The sequence below is a fragment of the Nonomuraea sp. B1E8 genome (assembly GCF_039871515.1).
GTDB lineage: Bacteria > Actinomycetota > Actinomycetes > Streptosporangiales > Streptosporangiaceae > Nonomuraea.
Map to the genome: position 1 here is coordinate 151,556 of NZ_JBDPLS010000015.1, position 23,962 is coordinate 175,517.

The 23,962-nt window shown below is 71.3% G+C and carries 26 protein-coding genes; 11 read left to right on the forward strand and 15 right to left on the reverse strand.

Features of this window, described 5'->3' with window-relative positions; translation table 11 throughout:
• Positions 1 to 17: 17 nt before the first annotated feature.
• The 6 genes from ABGA98_RS37910 to ABGA98_RS37935 all read right to left on the reverse strand — a co-directional run bounded on the left by ABGA98_RS37910 (position 18) and on the right by ABGA98_RS37935 (position 6,698).
• Entirely contained in the window at positions 18 to 2,738 is a 2,721-nt protein-coding gene (locus tag ABGA98_RS37910) for a TcpE family conjugal transfer membrane protein (protein WP_347623269.1), read from the reverse strand.
• Between the two features lie 53 nt (positions 2,739 to 2,791).
• A complete protein-coding gene (locus ABGA98_RS37915) occupies positions 2,792 to 3,037 on the reverse strand; it encodes a hypothetical protein (protein WP_246091063.1) in 246 nt (81 codons plus the stop codon).
• An 80-nt stretch (positions 3,038 to 3,117) separates the two neighbouring features.
• Positions 3,118 to 3,837 (reverse strand): conjugal transfer protein, encoded by a 720-nt coding sequence (locus tag ABGA98_RS37920; RefSeq protein WP_347623270.1) that lies wholly within the window; start codon positions 3,835 to 3,837, stop codon positions 3,118 to 3,120.
• 625 nt (positions 3,838 to 4,462) lie between these two features.
• Positions 4,463 to 4,762, reverse strand: a complete 300-nt coding sequence (locus ABGA98_RS37925) for a hypothetical protein (protein WP_347623271.1) — start codon at positions 4,760 to 4,762, stop codon at positions 4,463 to 4,465.
• Between the two features lie 116 nt (positions 4,763 to 4,878).
• Positions 4,879 to 5,955 carry a redox-regulated ATPase YchF gene (gene ychF / locus ABGA98_RS37930; protein ID WP_347623272.1) on the reverse strand — a complete coding sequence of 359 codons (1,077 nt, stop codon included), beginning with the start codon at positions 5,953 to 5,955 and terminating at the stop codon, positions 4,879 to 4,881.
• A gap of 11 nt (positions 5,956 to 5,966) precedes the next feature.
• Positions 5,967 to 6,698, reverse strand: coding sequence for a hypothetical protein (locus tag ABGA98_RS37935; protein WP_347623273.1), 732 nt, complete (start codon positions 6,696 to 6,698; stop codon positions 5,967 to 5,969).
• 87 nt (positions 6,699 to 6,785) lie between these two features.
• Here ABGA98_RS37935 and ABGA98_RS37940 point away from each other — a divergent pair, with 87 nt between their 5' ends.
• Complete coding sequence (locus ABGA98_RS37940) at positions 6,786 to 8,066, forward strand: DNA recombination protein RmuC (protein WP_347623325.1); 1,281 nt, start codon at positions 6,786 to 6,788, stop codon at positions 8,064 to 8,066.
• 14 nt (positions 8,067 to 8,080) lie between these two features.
• Positions 8,081 to 8,590, forward strand: coding sequence for a DUF6542 domain-containing protein (locus tag ABGA98_RS37945; protein WP_347623274.1), 510 nt, complete (start codon positions 8,081 to 8,083; stop codon positions 8,588 to 8,590).
• A gap of 109 nt (positions 8,591 to 8,699) precedes the next feature.
• Here ABGA98_RS37945 and ABGA98_RS37950 read toward each other — a convergent pair whose 3' ends face one another.
• Positions 8,700 to 9,665, reverse strand: coding sequence for a 4-hydroxy-3-methylbut-2-enyl diphosphate reductase (locus ABGA98_RS37950; protein ID WP_347623275.1), 966 nt, complete (start codon positions 9,663 to 9,665; stop codon positions 8,700 to 8,702).
• 101 nt (positions 9,666 to 9,766) lie between these two features.
• Between ABGA98_RS37950 and ABGA98_RS37955 the strand changes: the two genes are divergently transcribed.
• From ABGA98_RS37955 to ABGA98_RS37965, 3 genes are read left to right on the forward strand one after another with little or no spacing between them, the layout of a single operon-like run.
• On the forward strand, positions 9,767 to 10,780 hold the full coding sequence (locus ABGA98_RS37955; protein WP_347623276.1) for a hypothetical protein: 1,014 nt from the start codon (positions 9,767 to 9,769) through the stop codon (positions 10,778 to 10,780).
• A gap of 48 nt (positions 10,781 to 10,828) precedes the next feature.
• Positions 10,829 to 12,052, forward strand: coding sequence for an exodeoxyribonuclease VII large subunit (gene xseA, locus ABGA98_RS37960; RefSeq protein WP_347623277.1), 1,224 nt, complete (start codon positions 10,829 to 10,831; stop codon positions 12,050 to 12,052).
• A 58-nt stretch (positions 12,053 to 12,110) separates the two neighbouring features.
• A complete protein-coding gene (locus ABGA98_RS37965) occupies positions 12,111 to 12,344 on the forward strand; it encodes a hypothetical protein (RefSeq protein ID WP_347623278.1) in 234 nt (77 codons plus the stop codon).
• On the opposite strand, the gene ABGA98_RS37970 is transcribed toward ABGA98_RS37965, so the two are convergent.
• The gene (locus ABGA98_RS37970; protein ID WP_347623279.1) at positions 12,311 to 12,943 is read right to left on the reverse strand and encodes a TetR/AcrR family transcriptional regulator; all 633 of its coding nucleotides are present in this window, start codon (positions 12,941 to 12,943) and stop codon (positions 12,311 to 12,313) included. The two genes, ABGA98_RS37965 and ABGA98_RS37970, sit on opposite strands and share 34 nt — an antisense overlap.
• Before the next feature lie 80 nt (positions 12,944 to 13,023).
• Between ABGA98_RS37970 and ABGA98_RS37975 the strand changes: the two genes are divergently transcribed.
• Positions 13,024 to 13,437, forward strand: a complete 414-nt coding sequence (locus tag ABGA98_RS37975; protein WP_347623280.1) for a nitroreductase family deazaflavin-dependent oxidoreductase — start codon at positions 13,024 to 13,026, stop codon at positions 13,435 to 13,437.
• 103 nt (positions 13,438 to 13,540) lie between these two features.
• Here ABGA98_RS37975 and ABGA98_RS37980 read toward each other — a convergent pair whose 3' ends face one another.
• From ABGA98_RS37980 to ABGA98_RS37990, 3 genes are all read right to left on the reverse strand, one after another.
• Positions 13,541 to 13,777, reverse strand: coding sequence for an exodeoxyribonuclease VII small subunit (locus ABGA98_RS37980; RefSeq protein WP_132512172.1), 237 nt, complete (start codon positions 13,775 to 13,777; stop codon positions 13,541 to 13,543).
• Between the two features lie 96 nt (positions 13,778 to 13,873).
• Positions 13,874 to 14,404, reverse strand: coding sequence for a DUF4245 domain-containing protein (locus ABGA98_RS37985; protein ID WP_347623281.1), 531 nt, complete (start codon positions 14,402 to 14,404; stop codon positions 13,874 to 13,876).
• A gap of 11 nt (positions 14,405 to 14,415) precedes the next feature.
• Entirely contained in the window at positions 14,416 to 15,024 is a 609-nt protein-coding gene (locus tag ABGA98_RS37990) for a TetR/AcrR family transcriptional regulator (RefSeq protein ID WP_347623282.1), read from the reverse strand.
• A gap of 229 nt (positions 15,025 to 15,253) precedes the next feature.
• Between ABGA98_RS37990 and glpX the strand changes: the two genes are divergently transcribed.
• The gene (gene glpX, locus ABGA98_RS37995; RefSeq protein ID WP_347623283.1) at positions 15,254 to 16,288 is read left to right on the forward strand and encodes a class II fructose-bisphosphatase; all 1,035 of its coding nucleotides are present in this window, start codon (positions 15,254 to 15,256) and stop codon (positions 16,286 to 16,288) included.
• Between the two features lie 30 nt (positions 16,289 to 16,318).
• Here the strand turns inward: glpX and ABGA98_RS38000 are convergent, their stop codons facing one another.
• Positions 16,319 to 16,969: a DUF1707 domain-containing protein gene (locus ABGA98_RS38000; protein ID WP_347623284.1), complete on the reverse strand. Its 651-nt coding sequence runs from the start codon at positions 16,967 to 16,969 to the stop codon at positions 16,319 to 16,321.
• 216 nt (positions 16,970 to 17,185) lie between these two features.
• On the opposite strand from ABGA98_RS38000, the gene ABGA98_RS38005 reads away from it, so the two are divergent.
• Both ABGA98_RS38005 and ABGA98_RS38010 read left to right on the forward strand, forming a co-directional pair.
• Positions 17,186 to 17,875 carry a DUF998 domain-containing protein gene (locus ABGA98_RS38005; RefSeq protein ID WP_347623285.1) on the forward strand — a complete coding sequence of 230 codons (690 nt, stop codon included), beginning with the start codon at positions 17,186 to 17,188 and terminating at the stop codon, positions 17,873 to 17,875.
• An 8-nt stretch (positions 17,876 to 17,883) separates the two neighbouring features.
• The gene (locus ABGA98_RS38010) at positions 17,884 to 18,042 is read left to right on the forward strand and encodes a hypothetical protein (protein ID WP_347623286.1); all 159 of its coding nucleotides are present in this window, start codon (positions 17,884 to 17,886) and stop codon (positions 18,040 to 18,042) included.
• Here ABGA98_RS38010 and ABGA98_RS38015 read toward each other — a convergent pair.
• From ABGA98_RS38015 to ABGA98_RS38025, 3 genes are read right to left on the reverse strand one after another with little or no spacing between them, the layout of a single operon-like run.
• The gene (locus ABGA98_RS38015) at positions 18,012 to 18,818 is read right to left on the reverse strand and encodes a TIM barrel protein (RefSeq protein ID WP_347623287.1); all 807 of its coding nucleotides are present in this window, start codon (positions 18,816 to 18,818) and stop codon (positions 18,012 to 18,014) included. The two genes, ABGA98_RS38010 and ABGA98_RS38015, sit on opposite strands and share 31 nt — an antisense overlap.
• A complete protein-coding gene (locus tag ABGA98_RS38020) occupies positions 18,815 to 19,753 on the reverse strand; it encodes a Gfo/Idh/MocA family oxidoreductase (protein WP_347623288.1) in 939 nt (312 codons plus the stop codon). Before ABGA98_RS38020 ends, ABGA98_RS38015 begins: the two co-directional genes overlap by 4 nt.
• Positions 19,754 to 19,804: 51 nt before the next feature.
• Positions 19,805 to 21,199 (reverse strand): PLP-dependent aminotransferase family protein, encoded by a 1,395-nt coding sequence (locus tag ABGA98_RS38025; protein WP_347623289.1) that lies wholly within the window; start codon positions 21,197 to 21,199, stop codon positions 19,805 to 19,807.
• A 68-nt stretch (positions 21,200 to 21,267) separates the two neighbouring features.
• Here ABGA98_RS38025 and ABGA98_RS38030 point away from each other — a divergent pair, with 68 nt between their 5' ends.
• Positions 21,268 to 22,143, forward strand: a complete 876-nt coding sequence (locus ABGA98_RS38030; RefSeq protein WP_347623290.1) for a DMT family transporter — start codon at positions 21,268 to 21,270, stop codon at positions 22,141 to 22,143.
• Positions 22,144 to 22,194: 51 nt separating this feature from the next.
• Positions 22,195 to 23,847: a fumarate hydratase gene (locus tag ABGA98_RS38035; RefSeq protein ID WP_347623291.1), complete on the forward strand. Its 1,653-nt coding sequence runs from the start codon at positions 22,195 to 22,197 to the stop codon at positions 23,845 to 23,847.
• Positions 23,848 to 23,962: the final 115 nt, after the last annotated feature.

Genomic DNA, 23,962 nt, shown 5'->3' on the forward strand with positions numbered 1-23,962 from the left:
CCTGCTCGCTTGTTCACTTATCGCTCACCGATTCTCGTGCCCGGGGGGTCACTCGCCAACTCCTCCTCGCTCGGTCGGACGGTCTGTGCCTGTGCCGCGAAGCCCGCTATCACCACGCCCGCGAGGGCGAGGTAGGCCCGCCGCCCGGCCGCGCGCAACTGCCCGGGTTCGACGACCTCCGCACCGCCGGGCGCCAGATCGTCCTCCCATGGGACCCTGACGATGGCCCGGCACCTGCCTCTGGCCACCGCCTCCGCCTGCTCGACGTCGGCCATCGAACGCCTGCTCACGCCGTTCACGACCATCACCGCACGCCTGCGCAGCTCCGCGCAGCCGTGCCCGTCGAGCCACTCGTACGTCATCGCCACCGCCTCGGACGCCTCCTCGCTCGCCGGGACCACGAGCACCAGCTGGTCGGCGTACGGCAGGAACCGTGCCGCCAGCGCCGCCGCCGGGTCGATGACGGCCAGCTTGTAGTGGCGGTCCAGCAGGCGCATCGACTCGCCCAGCCGGTGGTCGGAGAAGAGGGACCGGTCCGCCAGGCGCTGCTCGGCGCCGGCGTCGGTGTCCGCGCTGATCACCTCGAGCCCGGAGGCCGTCCTGGTGGTGTATCCGCGCATGGCGAGGTAGCCGCTGACCCGGTCGAGACCGGACAGCAGCGAGGTGAGCGTCTCGGGGGTCTCCAGCTCGATCTTGCTGGTCAGGGTGCTGCCGCCGGTGTTGGCGTCGACGGCCACCACCCTGTCGTCGCGGTAGCGGGCGAACGTGTGGCCCAGCATGAGCGCGGTCGTGCTCTGCCCTGCGCCGCCGGTGCAGCCCAGCACGACGACCCTGCGGCTGCCGCTGAACACGCCCCTCGCCCTGGCCTCGTCGATCTCGGACCCGTCGGTGCGTACACCACCCCCGCCGACGACCACCTGGGCGATCCGCCGCCATCCGCCGGAGTCGCGCCCCACCACCGACTCGACCCGGCGCACCCTGCCCTCACCCGGACGCGGCCCGGGCACCGGTGGCACCAGCTCGCCGCCCCGGCCGGGTTCGCTCCGCAACGGGGGCGCCTCCCGCCCCGCAGCCCTCTGACCGCCGCGCCCACCAGCGGCCCGGGCGTCACGGGCACCGCGAGCGCGCGCCGCGGGAACGTCACGGTCGGCTGCCGCGTCGGGCGCCTGCGGGGTGCCTGGCGCTTCCCGTACGTCCGCGACCTGGCTGGAGGTGTTCCCCGCCTCTTCGGCGTCCGACGGCGCGTCCACGTTCCCAGCCGCGTCACCGGCAGCCGCCAACGGAACGTCAGCGGCCACAGCCGCGTCACCAGCAACCGACGGAACGTCAGCGGCCACAGGCGCATCACCGGCAGCGGCCGGGGGAACGTCGTCGGCCTTCGCCGTGTCGGGTGCGGTAGGGACGGCTTCGGCGTGGTCGTCCTCTGTGGCGGAGACTCCCGCGCGGTCATCTCCCGTGGGAGTGGCTCTCGGGCGGTCGTCTCCTACCGGAGCGGCCCCCGTGCGGTCGTCTCCTGCGGCGGTGGCTCCCGTGGAGGTGGCTGCCGCGCGGTCGTCCGTGGGAGTGGCTTCTGTGGGGGTGGCGGGGCGGGGTAGGGGCTTGGCGTCGGGGTTGAGCGGCGGCCAGATCCGTTGCGTGCCCGTCAGCACCAGGGCCGGCCCCAGCCGGGGCGGCTGCCCCTTCCTGTGCTGATCGCGTGCGGCCTCGTCCTCGTGCCGCCCGTCGTCCCGCCGCTGTCCACCGTCGTGGCGCGCGCCGTCACGAGCATCGTGGCGCGCGTCGTCGCAGGGGCTTTCGGCCGGTGCGGGCTCCGGTGCGGGCTCCGGCGCGGGCTCCGGTGCGGGCTCCGGCGTCCCGGCGGGCGCGTCGGCGCTCGCCGCGAGTCTTCTCAACCTCCGCAGCGCCTCGGTGTCGATCGGCTTGCCCGCGACGGGCTTGCGGCTCTCCGCCGTCTTGATCGGCACGACCGCGTCCCGTGCGGCCCGCGCCTCGGCGTCCGTCTCGCCGAACGATGTACGCCTGTCTCCGGGCTCCGGCGCGCCGGAGCCCGCGGACGGCACGGGCGAGCGGTCGTGACGGCGTTCAGCGCCGCCTGAGAGCCCCTTCTCGCGCCGGATCGTGCCACCCGCGCTGCCGCGTGCCGGGGAGGGGGGCGCCTGGTGTGCCTGGGCCTTGAGCGCCGGCGCGGTGCCGCGGCGCGTGCCCCAGCCGGGACGCGCGCCGGTCTGCTCGCCCACCGGGGCCTGCGCGGCGGCGGCAGCGGCGGCGGCCACGGCGGGCCGCACCTGGCGAGGCCCGGTGATCCGCTGGCCCTCGCGCCTGCGCTGCGCCTGGCGGGCCTTGCGCGGCTTCTTCGTCTTGACCCTGGCGGGGGTGGCACGCCAGACGCGAGCGGAGAACGTGACGGTCTCGGGCTCGGCGCCGGGCGCGAGGCGGTACCAGGCTCTGGGCTGGCCGAGGTAGCGGAGCTGGGACTCGAGCAGCTCGGTGAGCCGCTTGCCCTCGATGACGGGACGGGTGGACAACCACGTGACGATCCCGGGCGGGACGAGGAACAGCACGTGCCACGGCATCTCCACCGGCACGCCCACCAGGACCAGCAGGAGCGACCACGGAACGAACACCCCGACGAAGACGCCGATCCAGACGATCGGCAGCGGCATCGGCAGGCGCAGGTCGTACAGCTTGTACAGCCGCTTCTCTATCCGCCAGATGTTCGTGTACGTGGGCAGGTCCACACGGCCCTCCTCTCGCCCGCTCGTTCATGACCGCCGGGGAGCGGTCTCAACCCTTACGTGATGCCCAGTGCGCCGGCGATCGCCTTCGCCGTCACCTCGATGATGTTGGGAACGTAGAAGATCACACCGATGGCCACGGCCAAGATGAGGAACTGCACGAACCGCGTGATCTCGCGGGTGAAGAGGAAGAACAGCGCGACCACGGAGACGACGACCAGGAACAGCGGCGCGAAGAACGCGCGCAGGAAGTCGGCGAGCCCTCCGGTGTCGATGCCGGTCGACACCGGTGTCGGCGTCATCTCGATCAAGGTGAGCAGTACGGTCTTATAGGTCACTTCTTGTCCTCCCGGGGGGTACCGATCAGCAGCGTGGCCATGCCCTAATCAGCGACCCGGCCGGCGCCGCGGATATCGGCGACGAACCACTTGTCGCCCTGCTTCTCGACGGTCAGGCGATAGGCCTGCTCCAGACGCCCGCCGGCCGTCGCTGGGTCGGTGGAGTCGGGAGTGGGCGGGACGTCGCCGTTCGGGACGGTCCACACCACCACCGCCTGGATCTCTCTGGTGGCACCCCCCACAGGCACCACGACTTCCTTGAGCTCTGCGAAGGTGAAGGCGCCACCGAAGCTCGGCAGGCTCTTGCCCGCGGCGACGTAGCGCTGCAGCCCGGCGGCGTCACCGTCGGCGTAGTCCTTGAAGAAGCCCTCCAGCTGCGGCTTGAGCTCGGCCGCCGCCGCGTCGTCGGTTTCGGGCCTGGCCACCTGGGGGAGGTCGGCCGGGGCCGGGGCGGGCAGGATCGCCGGACGCCCTGAGACGACGAACCTTGCTCCGGCGTCGTCGCCGGAGAAGTAGATCGGGACCGACAACATCATCCTGCGCGGTCCGGTCTGGAAGGCCACGCTCGCCACCGCGTTGTGGGCGTCGGCCGCCTCGATGTCGTAGGCCTGGATGGCGACGGCCGCCAGCTTGCCGAAGCCGTCCCAGCCCATTTGCGGGTCCATGCCCTGGGCCAGGAACGCGGCGAGTTTGCTGGACCTGCTCGCCGCGTCGTCGGGGTTGAAATTAAGGTAGACGCCCGCGAACTGGGCGGCGAATGCCATGCCACGCTCGGCGGGGAATCCATGGTGCTCCTGCGCCGCACCATTGGGCGCGGCAACCTCTTGCTGGGTAAACCTCTCAAATGGGGCACGAATCCCATTCACCACGACAACCACAATAAGTGCCCAGAGAATGATGCGGCCGGTCCACACCAGCCACCGTCCGCCGCCGCCCGACCAGCCGCCGCGCCGGGGCCGGCGAGGCGGCGGCGCGTCGAAGTCGTCTGTGTCGAGGCGCGCGGAAAGCTCGGGCTCGCCAGCGATCCGAGGATCGTGCTGGACGGTAGACCTACGAGCCATCACGCCTCCGCTCGCGCCGATCCCCCCGGCTGGCGCGGTGTCGTCCGTTGCCGATCCCCATCATCCGCGGTGAAGTAGTCACCCTATCCGGTCTCCGCCATTGTTCCAGGAAAGCCACGCCCATGCTGCGGCATGACCGTCCTCACGGCAAACCGGGCCCTCATGACAGGCCCCAGACCCGATTCCAGTGAGTTCCCGGTGTAAACGGCTTTTGACCAGGCCAAACGCCTAAAAACGCATAGCGTGGCGGCCACGGATTCCTGTCCAAATCGCGCAAGGACTCTCGCGACCTGCGGATTCGGCATAGGTCACGAGCGGAGGCGGAGCGTCAGGCGGGCTCGGGGTCCTGAGACGAGTGCGACCGGCGCCTGCTCTCCAGGTCGACGACCGTCGGCTGCACCGCCCGCTCCAGGGAGCCGCGGAGATCGGCCAGCATGCCCGTGGGCCCCTGCTCGCGCATGCGGGTCACCATCTCGTTGCGCTCGTCGACCTTCCTGCGGAGGTACGCCTCGCGGTTGACACGCAGGCCGTACATGAGCTCGACCCTGATCAGGGCCAGTTCCTCCTCGAGGCTGATGCCCGTGAGCGTGGGTGCGGGGCGTCGTTTCCGGATGATGCGACGGATCATGAGGGTCTCCCGAGTCAGCGTGAACGCCGTGACGATTCGACGCGCGGACGCCCGCGGAGGTTGACGCATCACTCGTCCCGGGATCAGACGTCCATTCCTTTTCCGGGACCGTCCGGTCAGACGTTGAAGCGGAACTCCACCACGTCACCGTCGCGCATGACGTAGTCCTTGCCCTCGATGCGGGCCTTGCCCGCGGCCCTGGCGTTGGCGATGGAGCCCGCCTCGACCAGCTCGTCGAAGGAGACGATCTCGGCCTTGATGAAGCCGCGCTGGAAGTCGGTGTGGATCACGCCGGCCGCCTCCGGCGCCGTGGCGCCCTTGCTGATCGTCCAGGCCCTGGTCTCCTTCGGGCCCGCCGTCAGATAGGTCTGCAGGCCGAGCGTCTCGAAGCCGACCCTGGCCAGCTGGCGCAGGCCCGACTCCTCCTGGCCGACCGACTGCAGCAGCTCGAGCGCCTCCTCCTCGTCGAGCTCGACCAGCTCGGACTCGATCTTGGCGTCGAGGAAGACGGCCTCGGCCGGCGCGACCAGCGTGGACAGCTGCTCCCTGAGCGCCGCGTCGGCCAGCTCGTCGGAGTCGAGATTGAACACGTACAGGAAGGGCTTGGCCGTCAGCAGGTGCAGCTCGCGCAGCTCGTCGCGGTCGAGACCGCTCTCGAAGATGGTCTTGCCGGTCTCCAGCACCCTCAGGGCGCCCTCCGCGGCCTCGAGCGCGACCTTCTTGTCCTTGTTGTTGCGCGCCTCCTTCTGCAGGCGCGGGACGGCCTTCTCGACCGTCTGCAGGTCGGCCATGATCAACTCGGTGTTGATGGTCTCGATGTCGCGCTTGGGCGAGATCTCGCCGTCGACGTGGGTGACGTCGGGGTCGTCGAAGACCCGGATGACCTGGCAGATCGCGTCGGTGTCGCGGATGTTGGCGAGGAACTGGTTGCCCCTGCCCTGCCCCTCGGAAGCCCCCTTGACCAGGCCCGCGATGTCGACGAACTCGACCTTGGCGGGCAGGATGCGGGCCGAACCGAAGATCTCGGCCAGCTTGGGCAGGCGGTCGTCGGGCACGCCCACGATGCCCACGTTGGGCTCGATCGTGGCGAACGGGTAGTTCGCGGCGAGCGCGTTGCCGGACTTGGTCAGCGCGTTGAAGAGCGTGGACTTGCCGACGTTGGGCAGGCCGACGATGCCGATGGAGAGACTCACGGACGTCGAGTTTACTTGCTCAGCACGTCCAGACAGGTCACCGGGCGCGGGGCGGAGGACGAGCGCAGGTAACGCTCGGAGCGCGCCGGGCAGTTCCGCGCGGCCGTCTCGGACGACAGCACCCTGGCCCACGCCCGGGCCGAGCCGCAGGCCACCCTGGTGACGTCCGAGCGGTCGGCCACCCGGCTCGGCGGCCGCGCCACGCACGCGCCCCGGTCGAGCACCTGTCCGCCAGGACCCAGGCAGATCGTCCTGGAGCCGCTGCCGAGGGTGTCCAGGGTGTCCTCGGGGCAGGCGGCGGCGTCCGGCGTGACCGCGACGGCTCTGCCGTACCAGCCGGGCCGGGCGCACGGCCGCTCGCGACCGTCGTGCGCCACGCAGTCGCCCGCCCTGAGCAGTCCGCCGCCACCGCCGGGGGCTCCGGGGTGCGGGTCGAGGAAGTTGCGTACGCACGCCGTACGGCCCGGCCCGACGCGCAGGACGTCGTCGGTGTCCTCGGGGCAGTCACCCGGACCCGGCGGGTCGGGAGCGACGGCCACTACCTCGGAGACACCGCCGTTGCACGGGGTCAGCGCGAAGTCGCCGGTGACGCACGCGCCCGGCGACCAGCGCAGCGCGGCAGGCCCGGGCGTCCGCTCGGGCCGGGAGCTCTTCCCCGCGCCGGCGATGACGGCCCCGGCCAGCGCGACCAGCGCCACCGCCACCGAGACGCCCACCACCCCCTGCTTCGCGAGCGTGTCCATTCCACTACTCTCGGCGACGAGAGTCTCGGCGCACAAGCGGAACGCCCAAGCGTGTCGGGGAGATCCGCGCCCGGGAGTCCTGCAATCATCGATGAAGTGGATGTCATCTCGCTTCTCACAGGTCTCGCCGCCGGGCTGCTCATCGGTTTCCTCGTCGCCAGGACACGAGCGGCGGTGCGGGTGGCCGAGGCCGACGCGCGGGCGAAATCCGCCGCGGAGAAGCTGGTCTACGTCGAGGAGCAGCTCGCCGAACGTTTCCAGGCCCTGTCCACGCGCGCGCTCGACGTCAACAACGTGCGCTTCCTGGAGCTGGCCGAGACCAGGCTCGCCGCCAGCCGCGCCGAGGCCACCGGCGACCTGGAGCAGCGCAGGCAGGCCGTCGAGCACCTGGTCGAGCCGCTGAAGGACGCGCTGTCCCGGGTCGAGTCGCAGCTGCGCGACACCGAGTCGGGCCAGCGCGCCGCGCGTGCGGAGCTGGCCAAGCAGATGGAGTTCGTACGCCAGAGCCACGAGCAGCTGCGCTCCCAGACCACCGCTCTGGTCAGGGCCCTGCAGCGGCCCGAGGCGCGCGGCCGGTGGGGTGAGCTCCAGCTGCGCAGGGTCGCCGAGATCGCCGGGATGCAGCGCTACTGCGACTTCGACGAACAGGTCGCCGAGGGCTCCATGCGGCCCGACATGGTCGTCAGGCTGGCCGGCGGCAAGAACATCGTGGTCGACTCCAAGGTGTCGCTGGCGGCCTACCTGGAGGCCGCGGAGGCGTCCGACGAGTCGCTCGCCACGGTCCGGCTCGACGCGCACGCCAGGCACGTGCGCGAGCACATCGACCGGCTGGCCGCCAAGTCCTACTGGCAGGGGTTCAACCCGTCGCCGGAGTTCGTCGTGCTGTTCATCCCCGGCGAGGCGTTCCTGGCGCCCGCTCTCGAACGCGACCCCGGGCTGCTGGAATACGCCATGACGCGGCGGGTGCACATCGCCACGCCGACGACCCTGATCACGATGTTGCGCACCGCGCACTACGCCTGGCAGCAGGCGGCGCTCAGCGAGAACGCACGGGCGGTGTTCGAGCTGGGCAAGGAACTGTACGAACGGCTCTCGACCCTGGGCAGGAACGTCGACTCGCTCGGCAGGGCGCTGACGCGGGCCGTGGAGGCGTACAACAAGTCGGTCGGATCGCTCGAAAGCCGTGTGCTGGTCACCGCGCGCAAGCTGCACGATCTGGGCGTCGTCGACGGCGACCTCGACTCCCCCGAGATGCTCGAAGGGCTGCCCAGGCCCCTCGCCTCACCCGAGCTGCTCGAAACCGCTTCTCAGCCAACCTCGTCACTGATTTCGCACCCGAACGGTAAGTTGGCCAACGGGTCGCAGTAGACGGGGGTGGGCCAGTGGCCGGGAAAGGCAGGCGTTCGGCGGTCAAGCTGACCGCGCGCGGCGCCATCGCGCTCTCCCTGGTCGCCACCCTCGCGGGCTACGTGCTGACCGCCCTGCTCGACGTCCCCCACCTGGTGGGCGGTGCGTTCGTCCTGGCCAGCCTGCTTGGCGTGCTGCTGGTCAACCGGCGCGAGCTGCTGTCGCTGGTGGTGACGCCGCCGCTGGTGTTCTTCTGCGCGACGCTCTTCGTCGAGCTCGGGCGGGCGTTCGGCTCGGTGTCGATCGTGCAGTCGCTGGCGCTCGGTCTCTACACGTCGCTGACGCAGGGGGCGCCGTGGTTGTTCGCCGGCTCGGCCGCCGTGCTGGGCGTCGCGTGGCGGCGCGGGCTGCGGGACAACGTACGCGACCTGCGCGAGGAGCTGAAGGCCGGCGCGGAGGTGCCGCGCCCGCGCCAGCCGTTCGTGCCCGAGCCGGAGGGCTACTTCGAGCCGAAGGTGTACGGCACGCCGCGCGCCGACGACTGAGACCGGCCGGCACCGGGTGCTCCGGGCGCCATGCACGAGCAGAACGCGCGATGACGCCCGGACGTCACGGAAGGACCACCCGGTTCGGGGCGGCCGATCACCGCCCGCGTCAGGAGACCCGCATGTCCTTACGCAGCTCGTGGGGCAGGGCGAAGCGCATGCGCTCGTCGACCGGCTGCACCTCCGTCACGTCGCCGAACCCGTGCTCGGCCAGCCGCGCCAGCACCCCATCCACAAGCTCTTCAGGAACGGACGCGCCGCTGGTCACACCGACCGTGGTGACGCCGTCGAGCCACTCGTCGCGGATGAACGTGGCGTCGTCGACGAGGTAGGCGGCCTCGGCGCCGTAGTCTTTCGCCACCTCGACCAGCCGCTTGGAGTTGGAGGAGTTCTCGGAGCCGACCACGATGACCAGCTGCGAGTCGGCGGCGATCTCCTTGACCGCGACCTGCCGGTTCTGGGTGGCGTAGCAGATGTCGTCGCTCGGCGGGTCGATCAGCGTGGGGAAACGCTCCTTGAGCCGGGCGACCGTCTCGGTGGTCTCGTCGACCGACAGCGTGGTCTGCGACAGCCACACGAGCTTGTTCGGGTCTTTCACCTGCACCTTGTCGACCGCGTCGAGCCCGTCGACCAGCTGGATGTTGTCGGGCGCCTCACCGGAGGTGCCCTCGACCTCCTCGTGGCCCTCGTGCCCGATCAGGAGAATGTCGTAGTCCTGACCCGCGAACCGCTTCGCCTCGTTGTGCACCTTGGTGACCAGCGGGCAGGTGGCGTCGATGGTGCGCAGCCGGCGGGCCCTGGCCTCCTCGTGCACGACGGGCGAGACGCCGTGGGCGGAGAACACGACGATCTCCCCCTCCGGCACCTCCTCGGTCTCCTCGACGAAGATGGCGCCCCTGGCCTCGAGCGTCTTGACGACGTGGGTGTTGTGGACGATCTGCTTGCGCACGTAGATCGGCGCACCGTACTGCTCCAAAGCCTTCTCGACCGCTACCACGGCTCGATCGACTCCGGCGCAGTAGCCACGTGGTTTGGCTACGAGGACTCGGCGGGAAGTGGGGGTCTGCGGCTCCATACTTCTTATGCTACGTGGAGCGGCCAGTAGGCCCGCGCATGCGTGGCCGCCCGCGGTTTGCCACACTGGCCGTTCAATACTGACCTCCCAGGGAGACGTACATGTCCCTCAGCGACGTGATACGCAACATCGCCAAAACCGTTACCAACAAGGACGAGCTCAAGGAGAAGGCCAAGGATCTGCCGCTTCTCGTCGCCCAGACCGCGCTCAGCGCCGCCGGGCAGGCGATGCTGCTCGTCGACCGGGTGAAAAACTCCATCAGGGGGTCGGGCGACAAGGAGGAGCAGGACTCCCGGCCCGCCGCCGACCAGCTCGCCGCGCCCGCCGCGGAGGACGAGGAGAAGCCCGCCCGCAAGGAGCCGGTCATCTTCGCCCCTCGTCCGGGGGCCGCCGAGCCGAACGGCACCGGCAAGAGCAGGCCCGACCCGGTCATCTTCGCCCCGGCCGGCAAGGCGGAGCCCGCCACCGCCGAGCCCGCCGCGCCCACAGGTAAGGCAGCGGAGACCAAGCCCGCGGAGGCGAAGGCTGCGGAGGCGAAGCTCGCCGAAGCCAGGACCGCGGAGGCGAAGGCTCCGGAGGTCAAGCCCGCCGAAGCCAGGACCGCGGAGGCGACGGCAGCGCCCACCACGCCCAAGGCCGCAGAGCCCGCCGTCGAGGACAAGCCGGCGGTCACGGACGAGCCCGCCATCGCGGAGGGGGCCGTCGCCAAGCCGGCCGGCGCTGAGGAGCCGGACGTAGCGGCCGAGCCGGCCGTCGCCACGAAGCCCGCCGCGAAGCCCGCCGCGAAGCCGAAGGCGACGCAGGCCAAGCCCAAGGCCGCGAGGAAGCCCGCCACCAGGAAGTCCGCCGCCAAGGAGCCCGCCGCGGCACCCGAACCGGCGGCGTCCACGGAGCCGGCCGCGGCGCCCGAGCCCGTGACGGCCGCGGCGACCGACCTGGCCGAGCCGCTGCCCGGCTACGCGGAGCTGACCGTCGCCTCCCTGCGCGCGAGGATGCGCGGAAAGACCGCCGAGCAGATCAGCGCCTTCCTGGCCTACGAGCGGGCGACGACGGCCAGGGCCGAGGTCATCCGCATGTTCGAGAACCGCCTCGCCAAGCTGCAGGCCGGCGAGTAGCGGGGAAGAACCGTCCGGCCCGTGCGGAAGCCCGCGTAGTCTTCCGTCATGACCTCGAAGACCTCGCCCGAGTCACCCTTGCCGATCCGCACTGTCCTGCAGATGGTGGGCGGCTGGATCGGCAGGCTCGGCACCGTCTGGGTCGAGGGCCAGATCACCGACCTGAGCGCCCGCGGCGGCACGGTGTTCATGACCCTGCGCGACCCGGTCGCCAACGTGTCGGCCAGGGTCACCGCCCCTCGCGGGGTCTATGAGGCGGCCATGCCGAGACCGGCCGACGGCGCCAGGGTGGTCGTGCACGTCAAGCCCGACTTCTGGGTCAACAGAGGATCGTTCGCCTTCACCGCGATGGAGATCCGCCCAGTCGGCGTGGGCGAGCTGCTGGCCAGACTCGAACGCCTCAGGCAGCTGCTGGCCGCCGAAGGGCTGTTCAACGCCGACAGGAAGCGTCGGCTGCCCTTCCTGCCCGGCACGATCGGGCTCATCTGCGGTCGCGACTCGGCGGCCGAGCGCGACGTGCTGGAAAACTCCCGCAGGCGCTGGCCCGCCGTGCGGTTCAAGGTCGAAGAGGTGGCCGTCCAGGGGCCGTACGCGGTGGGCGAGGTGACCGAGGCGCTGGGCAGGCTCGACGCCGACTCCTCGGTCGACGTGATCGTCATCGCCCGGGGCGGCGGCTCGCTGGAGGACCTGCTGCCGTTCTCCGACGAGACGCTCGTGCGCTCCGTGGCCTCCTGCCGCACCCCCGTGGTGAGCGCGATCGGCCACGAGCAGGACAGCCCGCTGCTCGACCTGGTGGCCGACGTACGCGCGTCCACCCCCACCGACGCGGCCAAGAAGGTGGTGCCCGACGTCGGCGAGCAGCTCACGCTGGTGCGCCAGCTGCGCGACCGGGGCCGGCGAGTGCTGAGCGGCTGGCTCGACCGCGAGATGTCATGGCTGACGTCCGTACGGTCGCGGCCGTCGCTGGCCGATCCCGTACGCGAGCTCGAACGCAGGGCCGAGCAGGTGGACGCGCTGCGCGAGCGCGCCAGGCGGTCGTTGACCGGTTCGCTCGACCGGGCGTCCGACGACCTCACCCACCTGCGTGCCCGGCTGATCGCGCTGTCGCCGGCCGCCACCTTGGAGCGCGGCTACGCCATCGTGCAGCACCCGTCCGGTGACGTGGTGCGCCGGGCGAAGGACGTCTCCCCCGGCACCGTGCTGACGATCCGCCTTACGGACGACCGCCTGACCGTGCGCACCGAGGAGCCCGGTGAGACGAGCGGCGTCTGACCTGAGGTCCGGCGGTTGAAGGTCACGAAGTTCACGCACGCCTGCGTACGCGTGGAGCATGAGGGGCGCAGGCCGGTCATCGACCCGGGGACGTGGAGCGAGCCCTCAGCTGCAGGCGTCGTGGCTGAAGACCGCCGAGGTGATCGACTTCGTCCGCGCGGTGCGGGCGCGGCGGGCGTACGGGATCCATGACGCGCAGGTCAACGAGCGGGGGCTGGCGAGCGTGAACGGGTGGCTGGCCCAGGAGGCCGGCCCCGGCTACCGCTGGCTGCCTCCGGGCGGGACGTTGTAGCCGCACGTGACCACGGTGGCCAGCCGGGCCAGGCCGGCCTTGATCTCCTCAATCGTCATGCCGCGCTCTTCCTGCTGGAAGGCGATCAGGCGGGCGTTGACGGGTGCGAGGAGCGCGTCGGCCAGGAACGCCGGATCGGCCGCCGGGCAGGCCTGGACGAGCAGCGTGGCCAGGTGGACGTGGTACACCCGGTACGGCCCGCCGTACCTGAGGGTCTTGCCGCACGTGTCCAGCTGCACGAACAGCCCTTGCTGGGCCACGACCCGGTCGACCAGAGCGCCCAGGAACGCGGTGATCCGTTCGGCCGCGGGGGCGCCGGGCCCGAGCGGCGGCGGCCCGGCGAGGAACGACTCCTGGAACCGCCGCTCCTGGTCGTCGATCAGGGCTAGGACCAGCCCGGCGCGGTCGCCGAAGCGCCGGTAGACCGTGCCGACCCCGACGCCGGCGACGCGGGCCACCTCGTCGAGCGAGATGTCGTCCGCGCCGTGCTCGGCGATCATCCTGGCGGCCACCTCGATGATCTTCCGTCGGTTACGGGCGGCGTCGGCCCGTTCCGGCTGGGGCTGCCCGATCACGGGCAGGGTTCGGCGTCCGCACACGGAGGGAGCATACAGCTTGTAAACGGAGAACTCTCCGATTAATCTTCGAACCGGAGATTTCTCCGATTCCCTGAGGAGCCATGATGCAGGATTTCAACCAGCAGGTCATAGACGAGTTCCGCGCCAACGAGGGGCGGGTCGGGGGCATGTTCGAGGGGGCGCCGCTGTTGCTGCTCACCACCACGGGAGCCAAGAGCGGCAAGCAGAGCACCACCCCGTTGATGTACCTGCCGGACGGCGACCGCCACGTCGTCATCGCGTCCGCCGGCGGCGCCGACAAGCACCCGGCGTGGTACCACAACCTGCGCGCCACCCCCAAGGCCACCATCGAGGTCGGCGTGGACACGTTCGAGGCCAGGGCCGTCGCCGTTGAGGGCGAGGAACGCGACCGGCTCTACGCGCGGATGGTGGCGCAGGCACCCCAGTTCGCCGAGTACGAAGCCAAGACCACCCGCCGCATCCCGGTGGTCGTCCTCGAACCCGCCGGCTCCTGACGATCCTGAACCGCGATCGGTCACCAGGCCTGGGACCGGCCGCGGCAGGAACGGCTACGGACCCCGCCGCAGGCGGAAGCGCCGCCCGACGTGGGCGGGCTGGCTAGAACGGGGCGTCGCCCGCGTCGTCCGATGTGGGGTCGGAGCGGCGGGCCATGGCCGCGGCGAGCTTGACCCGTGCCCCCTGCAGCCACTCCTCGCAGACGGCGGCCAGCTTCTCGCCCCGCTCCCAGAGCTCGATCGACTGCTCCAGAGTGAGCCCGCCGGTCTCCAGGCGGCGCACCACCTCGGTCAGCTCCTCGCGGGCCTGCTCATATGAGGGTGCCTTCTCGTCTGCCACGGCACCCACCCTAGACGCGACGGCGCGTGCCCGGGCGCAGGCGCGTACCCGTACGCGAGCGGCAGGGCATGCCCTGGCGGGAGCGCGGGCGCGGGGTCAGCCCTGGGGACGTTGCTGGAGGAGGGCGGCCAGCTCGGCCAGCTCGGGCCAGCCGGCGGTGCCGGTGACCACCAGGGTCACGTCGGGCAGGATCCGCACCAGGGTGCGCTGGTTCTTGTCCTCGCGGAAGCGCCGCTCCCACGTGACCCCGCCGATCTGCTGCGTGCCCACGGCCTTGTCGCTGTTGGCCATGCGGCTCGCGAACCCGGCGGGCGGCTTCTCGTCGCTCTGCGCGAACATCGCGTGCTCCCGCTCGGCGGTGGCGTAACCGAGGTAGAGGACCTTGGCGCCGCCCGTGCCTGCGGCGATCCGGTTGCTGTTGGGCACCCATCCGGCCGGGTCGTTCCGCGGCGCCCACACGCCGTAGGGCACCTCGTGGCCGAAGTTGGCGACGGTGATGGAGTAGTCGACCCGCGGGATGTGCTCATCGCGGCTCTGCGGGGTGACCAGCAGGAACACCCCGGCTCCCACCAGGCAGACCAGCAGGGCTACCGCGTAGCCGTAGAAACCTTCGGTGAACCGTCGCACACCTTGCGAGATTACCCGCTGGACGAGGCGGTCGCCGAAGTGGCCGGGCGGATCTGGCCGATGATGGCGAGGGCGTCCTCGGCCAGGCCCCGGTCTCCTGACCGTACGACCTCCGACACGGCCGCGGCCAGCGCCCCCGTGATCACCACGACCAGCGCGCCTTCGTCCTCGAACAGGGCGGCGTTGAGCTGGGCCCACTTGCGGAGCCGGTCGCGCATGATGACGTCGAAGCCGGGCGGGCCGTCGCCGCGCAGGAAGAGCGCGGCCAGCTCGCGCTCCTCCAGGCAGCCCTCCAGATAGGCGCGGGCGGCGCTGACGAACACGCGCATCGGGTCGGTCTCGCCGTCGGCGCGGGCCGCGCGGGCGGCCAGCTTGGTGCGCTGGGACAGCCCGGCCTGGAACTCCTCCCACAACGTGAGGTAGAGGTCGGCCTTGCCGGAGAAGTGGTGGTAAAGGCTGCCCACGCTGGCCTCCGCCTTGGCCACCACGTCGGTCACGCCCGCCTCCGCGAAGCCCTTGGAGACGAAGACCTCCCTGGCTGCGGCGAGCAGTGAGCTGCGTGTGGCCGCGCCCCGCTCGGACGTGCGCGACTGGGCCACCACGTTTTCCACATCGCTCATTCGCATCCCCTCCACGGCGAGGCGCCATCCTGCTCCACGGCGGAGGCGGGATCTCCAGCGCGGGACCCGTCCTCCGACAGGCAGGGCGACCAGTCGAAGCTTACCGAGGTCGCCTTCTCCCCGCTTCTGGGCAGAGAAGCAATGTCGACAGGGCAGATTATCCCGCCCTGAGCGGGAATATGGCGGCAACTACGATCGACGTACAGGTTCCACGAGGAGGCCACGCATCATGTCCGACGAGACGTCCGTACCGGCCCAGCTCGCCACGGGCGAGCACGCCCCCGATCGCAACCTGGCGATGGAGCTCGTCCGGGTCACGGAGGCCGCCGCGATGGCGGCGGCCCGCTGGGTCGGCCGGGGAGACAAGAACGGCGCCGACGGCGCGGCCGTGAACGCCATGCGCCAGCTGATCAACACGGTGTCGATGAACGGCGTGGTGGTCATCGGCGAGGGCGAGAAGGACCACGCCCCGATGTTGTTCAACGGCGAGCAGGTCGGCGCCGGCAGCGGCCCCGCCTGCGACGTGGCCGTCGACCCCATCGACGGCACCAGGCTGACAGCGCTGGGCATGCCCGACGCGGTGTCGGTGATCGCCGTGAGCGAGCGCGGCTCGATGTACGACCCGTCGGCGGTGTTCTACATGGAGAAGCTGGTCACCGGCCCGGAGGCGGCCGGCGTGGTCGACATCGAGGCCCCCGTGTCCGCGAACATCAACGCGGTGGCCAAGGCCAAGCACTGCTCGCCGTCCGACGTGACCGTGGTGGTGCTCGACCGGCCCAGGCACGAGCGGCTGGTCAAGGAGATCAGGGAGACGGGCGCGCGGATCAAGTTCATCACCGACGGCGACGTGGCCGGCGCGATCATGGCGGCCCGTTCCGGTACGAACATCGACCTGATGCTGGGCATCGGCGGCACACCCGAGGGCATCGTGGCGGCGTGCGCGCTCAAGTGCCTGGGCGGCGTGATCCAGGGCCGGCTCTGGCCCCGCGACGACGCCGAGCGGAGCAAGGCGGTCGAGGCCGGGCACGATCTCGGGCAGGTGCTCACCACCAACGACCTGGTCAGGTCGGACGACGTGTTCTTCGCGGCGACCGGCATCACGCACGGCGAGCTCATGCGGGGTGTGCGGTTCAGGGCCGGCTCGGCGGTGACGGAATCGCTGGTCATGCGCGGCCGGTCGGGGACGATCCGCAAGATCGAGAGCGAGCACCAGCTCTGGAAGCTGCGGGCGTACAGCGCGATCAACTTCGACACCGCGGGCTGAGGCGGCGGGCCCGGCGCCGATGGGGCGCGGTCAGCGGCGGCGCTTGCGGCGGGGTGGCTCCTTGACCTTGACTTCGCCGGCGAAGTTGGTCGTGCGCACCTCGACGACGGGCCCGCCCGGCTCGGTCGGCTGCTTGGTCAGCCGGACGGTCTTGTCCTTGGCGACCCTGATCACCTCGAGCCCTTCGGGAACGTGGATCTCCAGCCCGCCGAAGACGAGGGTGGCGTTGATGATGATCTGCCGGTTCTGCAGGATCGCGTCACGGAAGTCGAGCTTGGTCGTGCCGAACATGGCCGTCACGGCGACCTCGGCGGGCACGACCCAGCGCCCGCCGCGCTGCTCCTTCTTGAAGATGGCCGACACCGGACGGCCGTCGAGGTTGAGCGGCTGCTCCTCGGCGGGCAGCAGGTCGGCGGTGAGCGAGGCCAGCTCGCCGAGCGTGCGCGAGGAGTAGAGCACGCCGAGCCGTTCCTCCAGTTCCTCCAGGGAGAGCCGGCCGTCGGCGTGGGCGTCCTGGAGGACCTGGGCGATGCGCTCCCGGTCGGCGTCGGACGCGCGTAGCTCGTGGGGCTGCGGTGCGTCGCCGGACACCGGCGGGCGGCGGGCCGACACCCACTCCTCGGCCAGCCGCTCTCCCACTTCCTGCAGCTTGGGCAACCACGATCCAGCGCGTTCGTTCACACTTCTGACGATATCTGGCGCTCGCCGGACGCGCTCGTCCCGAACCGGTCCGCGTCAGCCGATTCGCGCCGGGGAGGCGACGATCTCCTCGGCCAGGTCCTCGTTCGTCTCGGCGTGGCGGGAGGCAGCGTCCCCGGGCAGAGCCGCGAGAAGTAGGCGCCGCGCGGAATCCGTACGCGTCCCCGGCCGTTGATCCGGCGTAGGAGGTGTGTGCGCGTGCATCAACCGGCGCGGTGGGGTCTCGGCGCGGCAGGCGCGGGCATTGCGGTCATCCTCGGCCTGGAGGTGTCCAGCCTCGACGAGATGAACCCGATCAGGCGGACGATCAGCGAGCACGGCCTGGGCCCCGACGGCTGGATCTTCGGGTTCGCCGTGGGTCTGCTGGCGGCGGGGTCCGTGGGCATCGGGGTGTCCCTGGCGCGCAGGAAGCTGGCCGGCGTTCTCGGCACCGTGGCGCTCATGGGGTGGAGCGTCGGGCTGCTCATGACGGCCTGGTTCGAGAAACACGACTGGTCGGTGGGGCCGAGCGTGAGCGGGAGCATCCACCGGGTGGGCAGCTTCGTGGCCTTCCTGTGCCTGCCGCTGGCGGTCGTGCTCATCACCGGGCCGTGGGGGCGCCGCGAGCGGTCGCGGGCCACGCTGGTGGCGTTCGGGCTCGGGGTGTGCTCGGTGTTGTGGGTGGTGGGCATCGCCACGATGGTGTTCATCGGCACGCGCAACGGCCTGCCGTGGTATCGGGTCATGCCTCTCGGGCTGGTGGAGCGCGGCCTGGCCGTCACGGAGGTGGCGGCGCTGCTGGCGCTCGGCGTGTGGGCGGCCACACCGGGGAACCGGTCGCTGAAGCCCGGTCTGCGTGCTGGCGGAACGGCTGGTTCTGCGGCTAACCTGACTCCGCCTCACGTTTGATCCACCCCGTGGGCGCGGCCCTGGTGGGCGGCATCGCGGACGCCGGGGACATGCGGGTGGCGTTCGCCGCGCCGCTGGTGCCGGCCGCCGCGCTCAGCGTGCTCGCGCCCGGATTCGAGCCCAGGAGCCGCACCGGTCAGCCCGCGCCGATCACCCCGTCGAGGTAGGCGAGGCTCCGCCGCACGTCCTCGATCGGCCGGTCGTCAGGGCCGGACAGGATGACGTCCTGCTCCATGACGTACCAGCCGTCGTACCCGCTCCTGGTCAGGCCGTTGATGATGGCCTCGATGTCCACGTCGCCCTGGCCGAGCGGGCGGTAGACGCCCTCGCGCACCGCCTGCGTGTAGGGCAGCGTCCCGGCGGCGACCTGGGCGGCGAGGCGGGCGTCGACGTCCTTGAGATGCACGTGCGCGATCCGCGACGCGGCCGCCTCGACCAGGGCGGCCGGGTCGGTGCCGCCGACCAGCAGGTGGCCGGTGTCCAGGCAGAGCGGCACCGAGCTGCCCTCCAGCACCCGCTCGACCTCGGCCCGGGTCTCGACCATGGTGCCCACGTGCGGGTGCAGGACCGCTCGGGGCCCGAGCGCGGCGGCGATCCGGTCGAGGTTGCCCAGCAGCGTGGCCCAGCCGGCGGCGTCGAGCTCGGGGCGCGTGTCGTAGCCGTCGTCGCCCGTGGCGGCGGCCAGCACGAGCAGCCCGTCCTCCGGCAGGCCACGCAGAGGGTCGTGGCCCGGGTCGTGGAGCACGACGGGCACGAAGGCGCCGGCCAGGCGCAGGCCGTACCGCTCGATGAGCGCGGGCGTCAGGAAACCCTGAGGGCCCAGCTCGGTCGCGGTGAGGCCGAGCTCGCGCATCTCGGACAACACCAGGTCGGGCGGAAGTTGGTGACCCCAGCCGGGGACCTCGCACACGCCCCACGAGATGGGGGCTCCCGCGAGCTTCATCGCCGCACCTCCGCCACGTCGACGGGACGGCCTTCGCGCAGCGACAGGTCGGCGGCCTCGGCGACGTACAGGGCCTCCAGCGCGTCCTCGATCGAGCAGAGGCCCTGGCCGCCGCGGAGGAAGCAGTCGATCTCATCGCGGTACGCGGTCGCGAAGCGGGTCACGAAGTCGGGCCAGGGATCGTCCGGTTCCCGATTGTCCTCGGTCGTGTGGAGCGGGGCGCGCGGGCCGAGCCCGACCGCCTGGGTGCGGCGGGTGCCCGCGAGTTCCATGCGCACGTCGTACCCGCCGCCGTTGTAGCGCGAGCCCTGCAGGGTGGCCAGCGTGCCGTCGTCCAGCGTGAGCAGCGCGGCGCTGGTGTCCACGTCGCCCGCCTCGGCGAAGAACGCGGCGCCCCGGTTGGCGCCCCGCGCGTAGACGGACACCACCTCGCGGCCGGTCACCCAGCGCAGGGCGTCGAAGTCGTGGACGTGGCAGTCGCGGAAGATGCCCCCGGACAGCGGGATGTACGCGGCGGGCGGCGGCGCGGGGTCGGCCGTGACCAGGTGGACCCGGTGCAGCTCGCCCAGCTCGCCGTCGCGCACGGCCCGCGCGGCGGCCGCGTACCCGGGGTCGAACCGGCGCTGGAACCCGACGTGCACCCGGTTGCCCGCGCGCGCCTCCAGCACCTTGACGGTCTCGTCCACCGTGCCCGCGACCGGTTTCTCGCAGAACACCGGGATGCCGAGTGCGCAGGCTCGGACGATCAGCTCGGCGTGGGTGCTGGTCGGGGTGGCGATGACCACGGCGTCCGAGTCGAAGGGGTCTCCCGGCCTGCCGTACGGGGACGTCCGCACGGGATCGGCCACGATCAGCTCGTCCACCAGCGGATGGGCGGCCATGGTCGCGGCGTGGAAGGCCCCGATCCGACCCAGCCCGAACAGTCCCACACGCATGAACGTCTCCCGTCCCCCGCCGGAGCCTTCGCCCAGGCGGATATGAAACCTTTAATCCATAGCATGTCCTGACATTCTTACTTTTAAGCCTTGGACGGCCTCGACGGCCTTGTGACCGGGCAGCCGCGCGAACCCCACCACCACCGCCGGTTTCCCCGGCGACCGGCGCATCGGCCCCACAGGCTCGGCGGACAACCCCAGCTCCCGCGCCACCCGCGCCGTCCGCGGCTCGTCCCAGCCGTCCGGCAGCTCCAGGTAGACGTGCAGGCCCGCGTCGATGCCCTTGACGCTGATCTCGGGAAGCTCGCGGGCCAGCGCCCTGACCAGGGCGTCCCTGCGGCGGCGGTATTCCCTGCGCATGCGGCGCAGGTGCTTGTCGTAGCCGCCGGTGCGCAGGAAGTGCGCCAGCGCGTACTGCTCGATGACCGGCGAGCCCAGGTCGAGCTCGCCCCTGGCCCGGCGCACGTCCTCGGCCAGGTCGGGCGGCGCGGCCACCCAGCCCAGGCGCAGGCCGGGCGCGAGCGCCTTGCTGACACTGCCCGACAGGATCACGCGGTCGGGCGCCAGGCCCTGCAGGCAGCCGACAGGGTCGCGGTCGAAGCGGAACTCGGCGTCATAGTCGTCCTCCAGGATCACCCGGTCCCCCACGTGAACCCACTCCATCAGCGCGGCCCTGCGGGACGGGGAGAGCACCACGCCGGTCGGGAACTGGTGGGCCGGCGTCACCAGCACCGCGTCGCCGCTCAACCTGCGCACGTCGAGACCCTCCTCGTCCACGGGCACCGGGACGAGGTGCGCGCCCGCTCTCCTGAGCAGGGGCGCCTGACGGTCGCTCGTCGGGTCCTCCACCGCGAGCCGGAGCGCGCGCCGCCGGGACAGCACGTTGAGCACGAGACTCAGGCCCTGCGCCACGCCGCCGACGATGATGAGGTTCTCCGGGCGCGCGTCCGCCGCCCTGACCCTCCTGAGGTAGCCGGCCAGCTCTTCCCGCAGCTCAGGCACGCCGCCAGGGTCCCCGTAGTCGAGAGCGTCCGAGGGTACGGTGGCCAGGACGTGCCTGACGGCCGCGAGCCAGCGTTCACGGGGGAAGTGGCCGAGGTCGGGAGAGGTGGGACGGTGACCGTAGTACGGCGCGCATGCGGGGGCGTCCGAGGCGGGCCGCTCCCGCGCCGCGGCGCGCTGCCTCGGCGCCTTGGCGGGGGGCACGGGCGTGACCTGGGTGCCGACGCCCACCCTGGAGAACAGGAACCCCTCGGCGACGAGCTGCTCGTACGCCTCCACCACCACGCCCCTGGAGACCTGGAGGTCGGCGGCGAGCTCGCGGGTCGCGGGCAGGCGGGTGCCGGGGGCGAGCCGGCCGCTCCTGATGGCGTCGCGCAGCTCGGAGGCGATCTGACCAGCGATCCCGCCTTTGCCGCGATTTATCTGGATGTGGAGGTCGGCCATATTGGTCCTGTCATCCGGCGGGACATTGGACTGTTTTCCCGAACCATCGTGCTTCTAGCATCCCGCACATGAGACAGGGAATCGTCCGCGCGGCCTCGGCCATGTTCCTGCTCGGGACGCTGGCGGGCGTCTCCGGGCTCATCGGCGGCTACCCCATCTACGGCGGACAGGCCGTGCGCTACCTCGTGGCCGCCGCCATCCTGCTCGCCATCACACGGGTGCTCGGCCTGCGCTTCGTCCGCCTGACGCTGCGCGAGGCCCTGTGCCTCGCCGGGCTCACCCTGTTCGGCCTGGTCATCTTCAACGTCTGCGTGATCGAGGCCACCAACGCGTCAGGGCCCGCCCTGGTCGGCACCGTCCTCGGCACCGTGCCGCTCTGGCTCGCGCTGGCCGGCGGGCGGCCCGCGCCACGAATGCTCATCGGAGCATGCGTGGTGGTGGCCGGGGCGACCCTGGCCACCGGCCTCGGCAGCGGCAACCTGCCCGGCCTGCTCTGGGCGCTGGGCGCGCTCGTGGGCGAGGTGTGCTTCTCCCTGCTGGCCATCCCCCTGCTGCCGAAGCTGGGAGCGATCAGGGTGTCGGCCTACTCGACGGCGCTCGCGGTGCCCATGCTGGCCCTGGTCGGGCTGGCGTACGAAGGGCCCGGCATGGTGCGGACGCCGACCGTGGCCGAAGGGCTGGGCTTGGCCTACCTGGCGCTCGTGGTGACCGTCGGAGCCTTCTTCCTGTGGTATTCCGCGCTGTCCCGGCTGGGCCCCGGGCTGGCCGGGCTGTTCGCCGGGCTCGTCCCGGTGGGCGCGATCGTCACGGGGGCGGTGCTCGGGATCGCGATGCCGACGGCGTACGACCTGCTCGGCGCCGGACTGGTGATCGCGGGCATCACGCTCGGCCTCACCGCGGGGCGGTCGCGGGCGCGAGCGCAGGCGGCCGTCTCCGAGGCGTGACCTCCGGCGGCCCGGTCACCCGTTAACCTCTTGGTGACCGAAAGGATGGACATGGGCGAGTTCGACTACACCGACCTGCTGCCGCTGGGAGCCGATGAGACCGAATATCGGCTGGTCACCACGGAGGGGGTGCGGAAGGTCGAGGCGGCCGGGCGTACGTTCCTCGAGGTCGAGCCGGAGGCGCTGCGGCTGCTGACCGAGACGGCGATCCACGACATCTCCCATTTCCTGCGAACCTCCCACCTCGCCCAGCTACGCAAGATCGTCGATGACCCCGAGTCCAGCGGCAACGACCGCTTCGTCGCGCTCGACCTGCTGAAGAACGCCTCCATCTCGGCCGGCGGCGTGCTCCCCATGTGCCAGGACACCGGCACCGCGATCGTCATGGGAAAGCGCGGCCGCCACGTGCTGACCGACGGGCGCGACGCCGAGCACGTCTCGCGGGGCGTCTACGACGCCTACACCCGGCTCAACCTGCGTTACTCCCAGATGGCTCCGCTGAGCATGTGGGAGGAGAAGAACACCGGCGACAACCTGCCCGCCCAGATCGAGCTGTACGCCGAGGACCCCCACGGCCACCCCGACGAGTACAAACTGCTGTTCATGGCCAAGGGCGGCGGCTCGGCCAACAAGTCGTTCCTGTACCAGGAGACCAAGGCCGTGCTCAACGAGAAGCGCATGCTGGCCTTCCTGGAGGAGAAGATCCGCTCGCTGGGCACGGCCGCCTGCCCTCCGTACCATCTGGCGATCGTCGTCGGCGGCACGTCCGCCGAATACGCCCTCAAGACCGCCAAATACGCCAGCGCCCGCTACCTCGACTCGATCCCCACCGAGGGTTCGCCGTCCGGGCACGGTTTCCGGGACCTCGAGATGGAGGCCAAGGTCTTCGAGCTGACCCAGAAGCTGGGCATCGGGGCGCAGTTCGGCGGCAAATACTTCTGCCACGACGTGCGCGTCATCCGCCTGCCCAGGCACGGCGCCTCCTGCCCGGTGGCCATCGCCGTGTCCTGCTCCGCCGACCGGCAGGCGCTGGCCAAGATCACGCCGGAGGGCGTCTTCCTGGAGCAGCTGGAGACCGACCCGGCGCGGTTCCTGCCGGAGACCACCGACGAGCACCTTTCGGACGACGTGGTCCAGGTCGACCTCAACCGTCCCATGCCCGAGATCCTCGCCCAGCTGACGAAATATCCGGTCAAGACGCGGCTGTCCCTCACCGGGCCGCTCGTGGTCGCCCGCGACATCGCTCACGCCAAGATCGCCGAACTGCTCGACAACGGCGGCGAGATGCCGGAATACCTCAAGAACCACGCCGTCTACTACGCCGGGCCGGCCAAGACCCCCGACGGTTACGCCTCCGGCTCGTTCGGGCCGACGACGGCCGGGCGCATGGACTCGTACGTCGGGCGCTTCCAGGCGGCCGGCGGGTCGATGGTGATGCTGGCCAAGGGCAACCGGTCCAAGCAGGTCACCGAGGCGTGCGAGCAGCACGGCGGCTTCTATCTCGGCTCCATCGGCGGCCCCGCGGCCAGGCTGGCGCAGGACTGCATCAAGAAGGTCGAACTGCTCGAATATCCCGAGCTCGGGATGGAGGCCGTGTGGAAGATCGAGGTGGTCGACTTCCCCGCGTTCATCGTCGTGGACGACAAGGGCGACGACTTCTTCACCGACAGGACGGGCCCGGTGCTGTCCATCGGCCGCCGCTGACGGCGGCGAGGGGTTTCGCGAGGGAGGTCGCCGGCGGGCGGATGCCGGCGACCGCGGCGCGACGGCCGCCGGGGGGTTGAGGAGCCGTGGTCAGGCGCCAGCGGGTGCTGGGCGC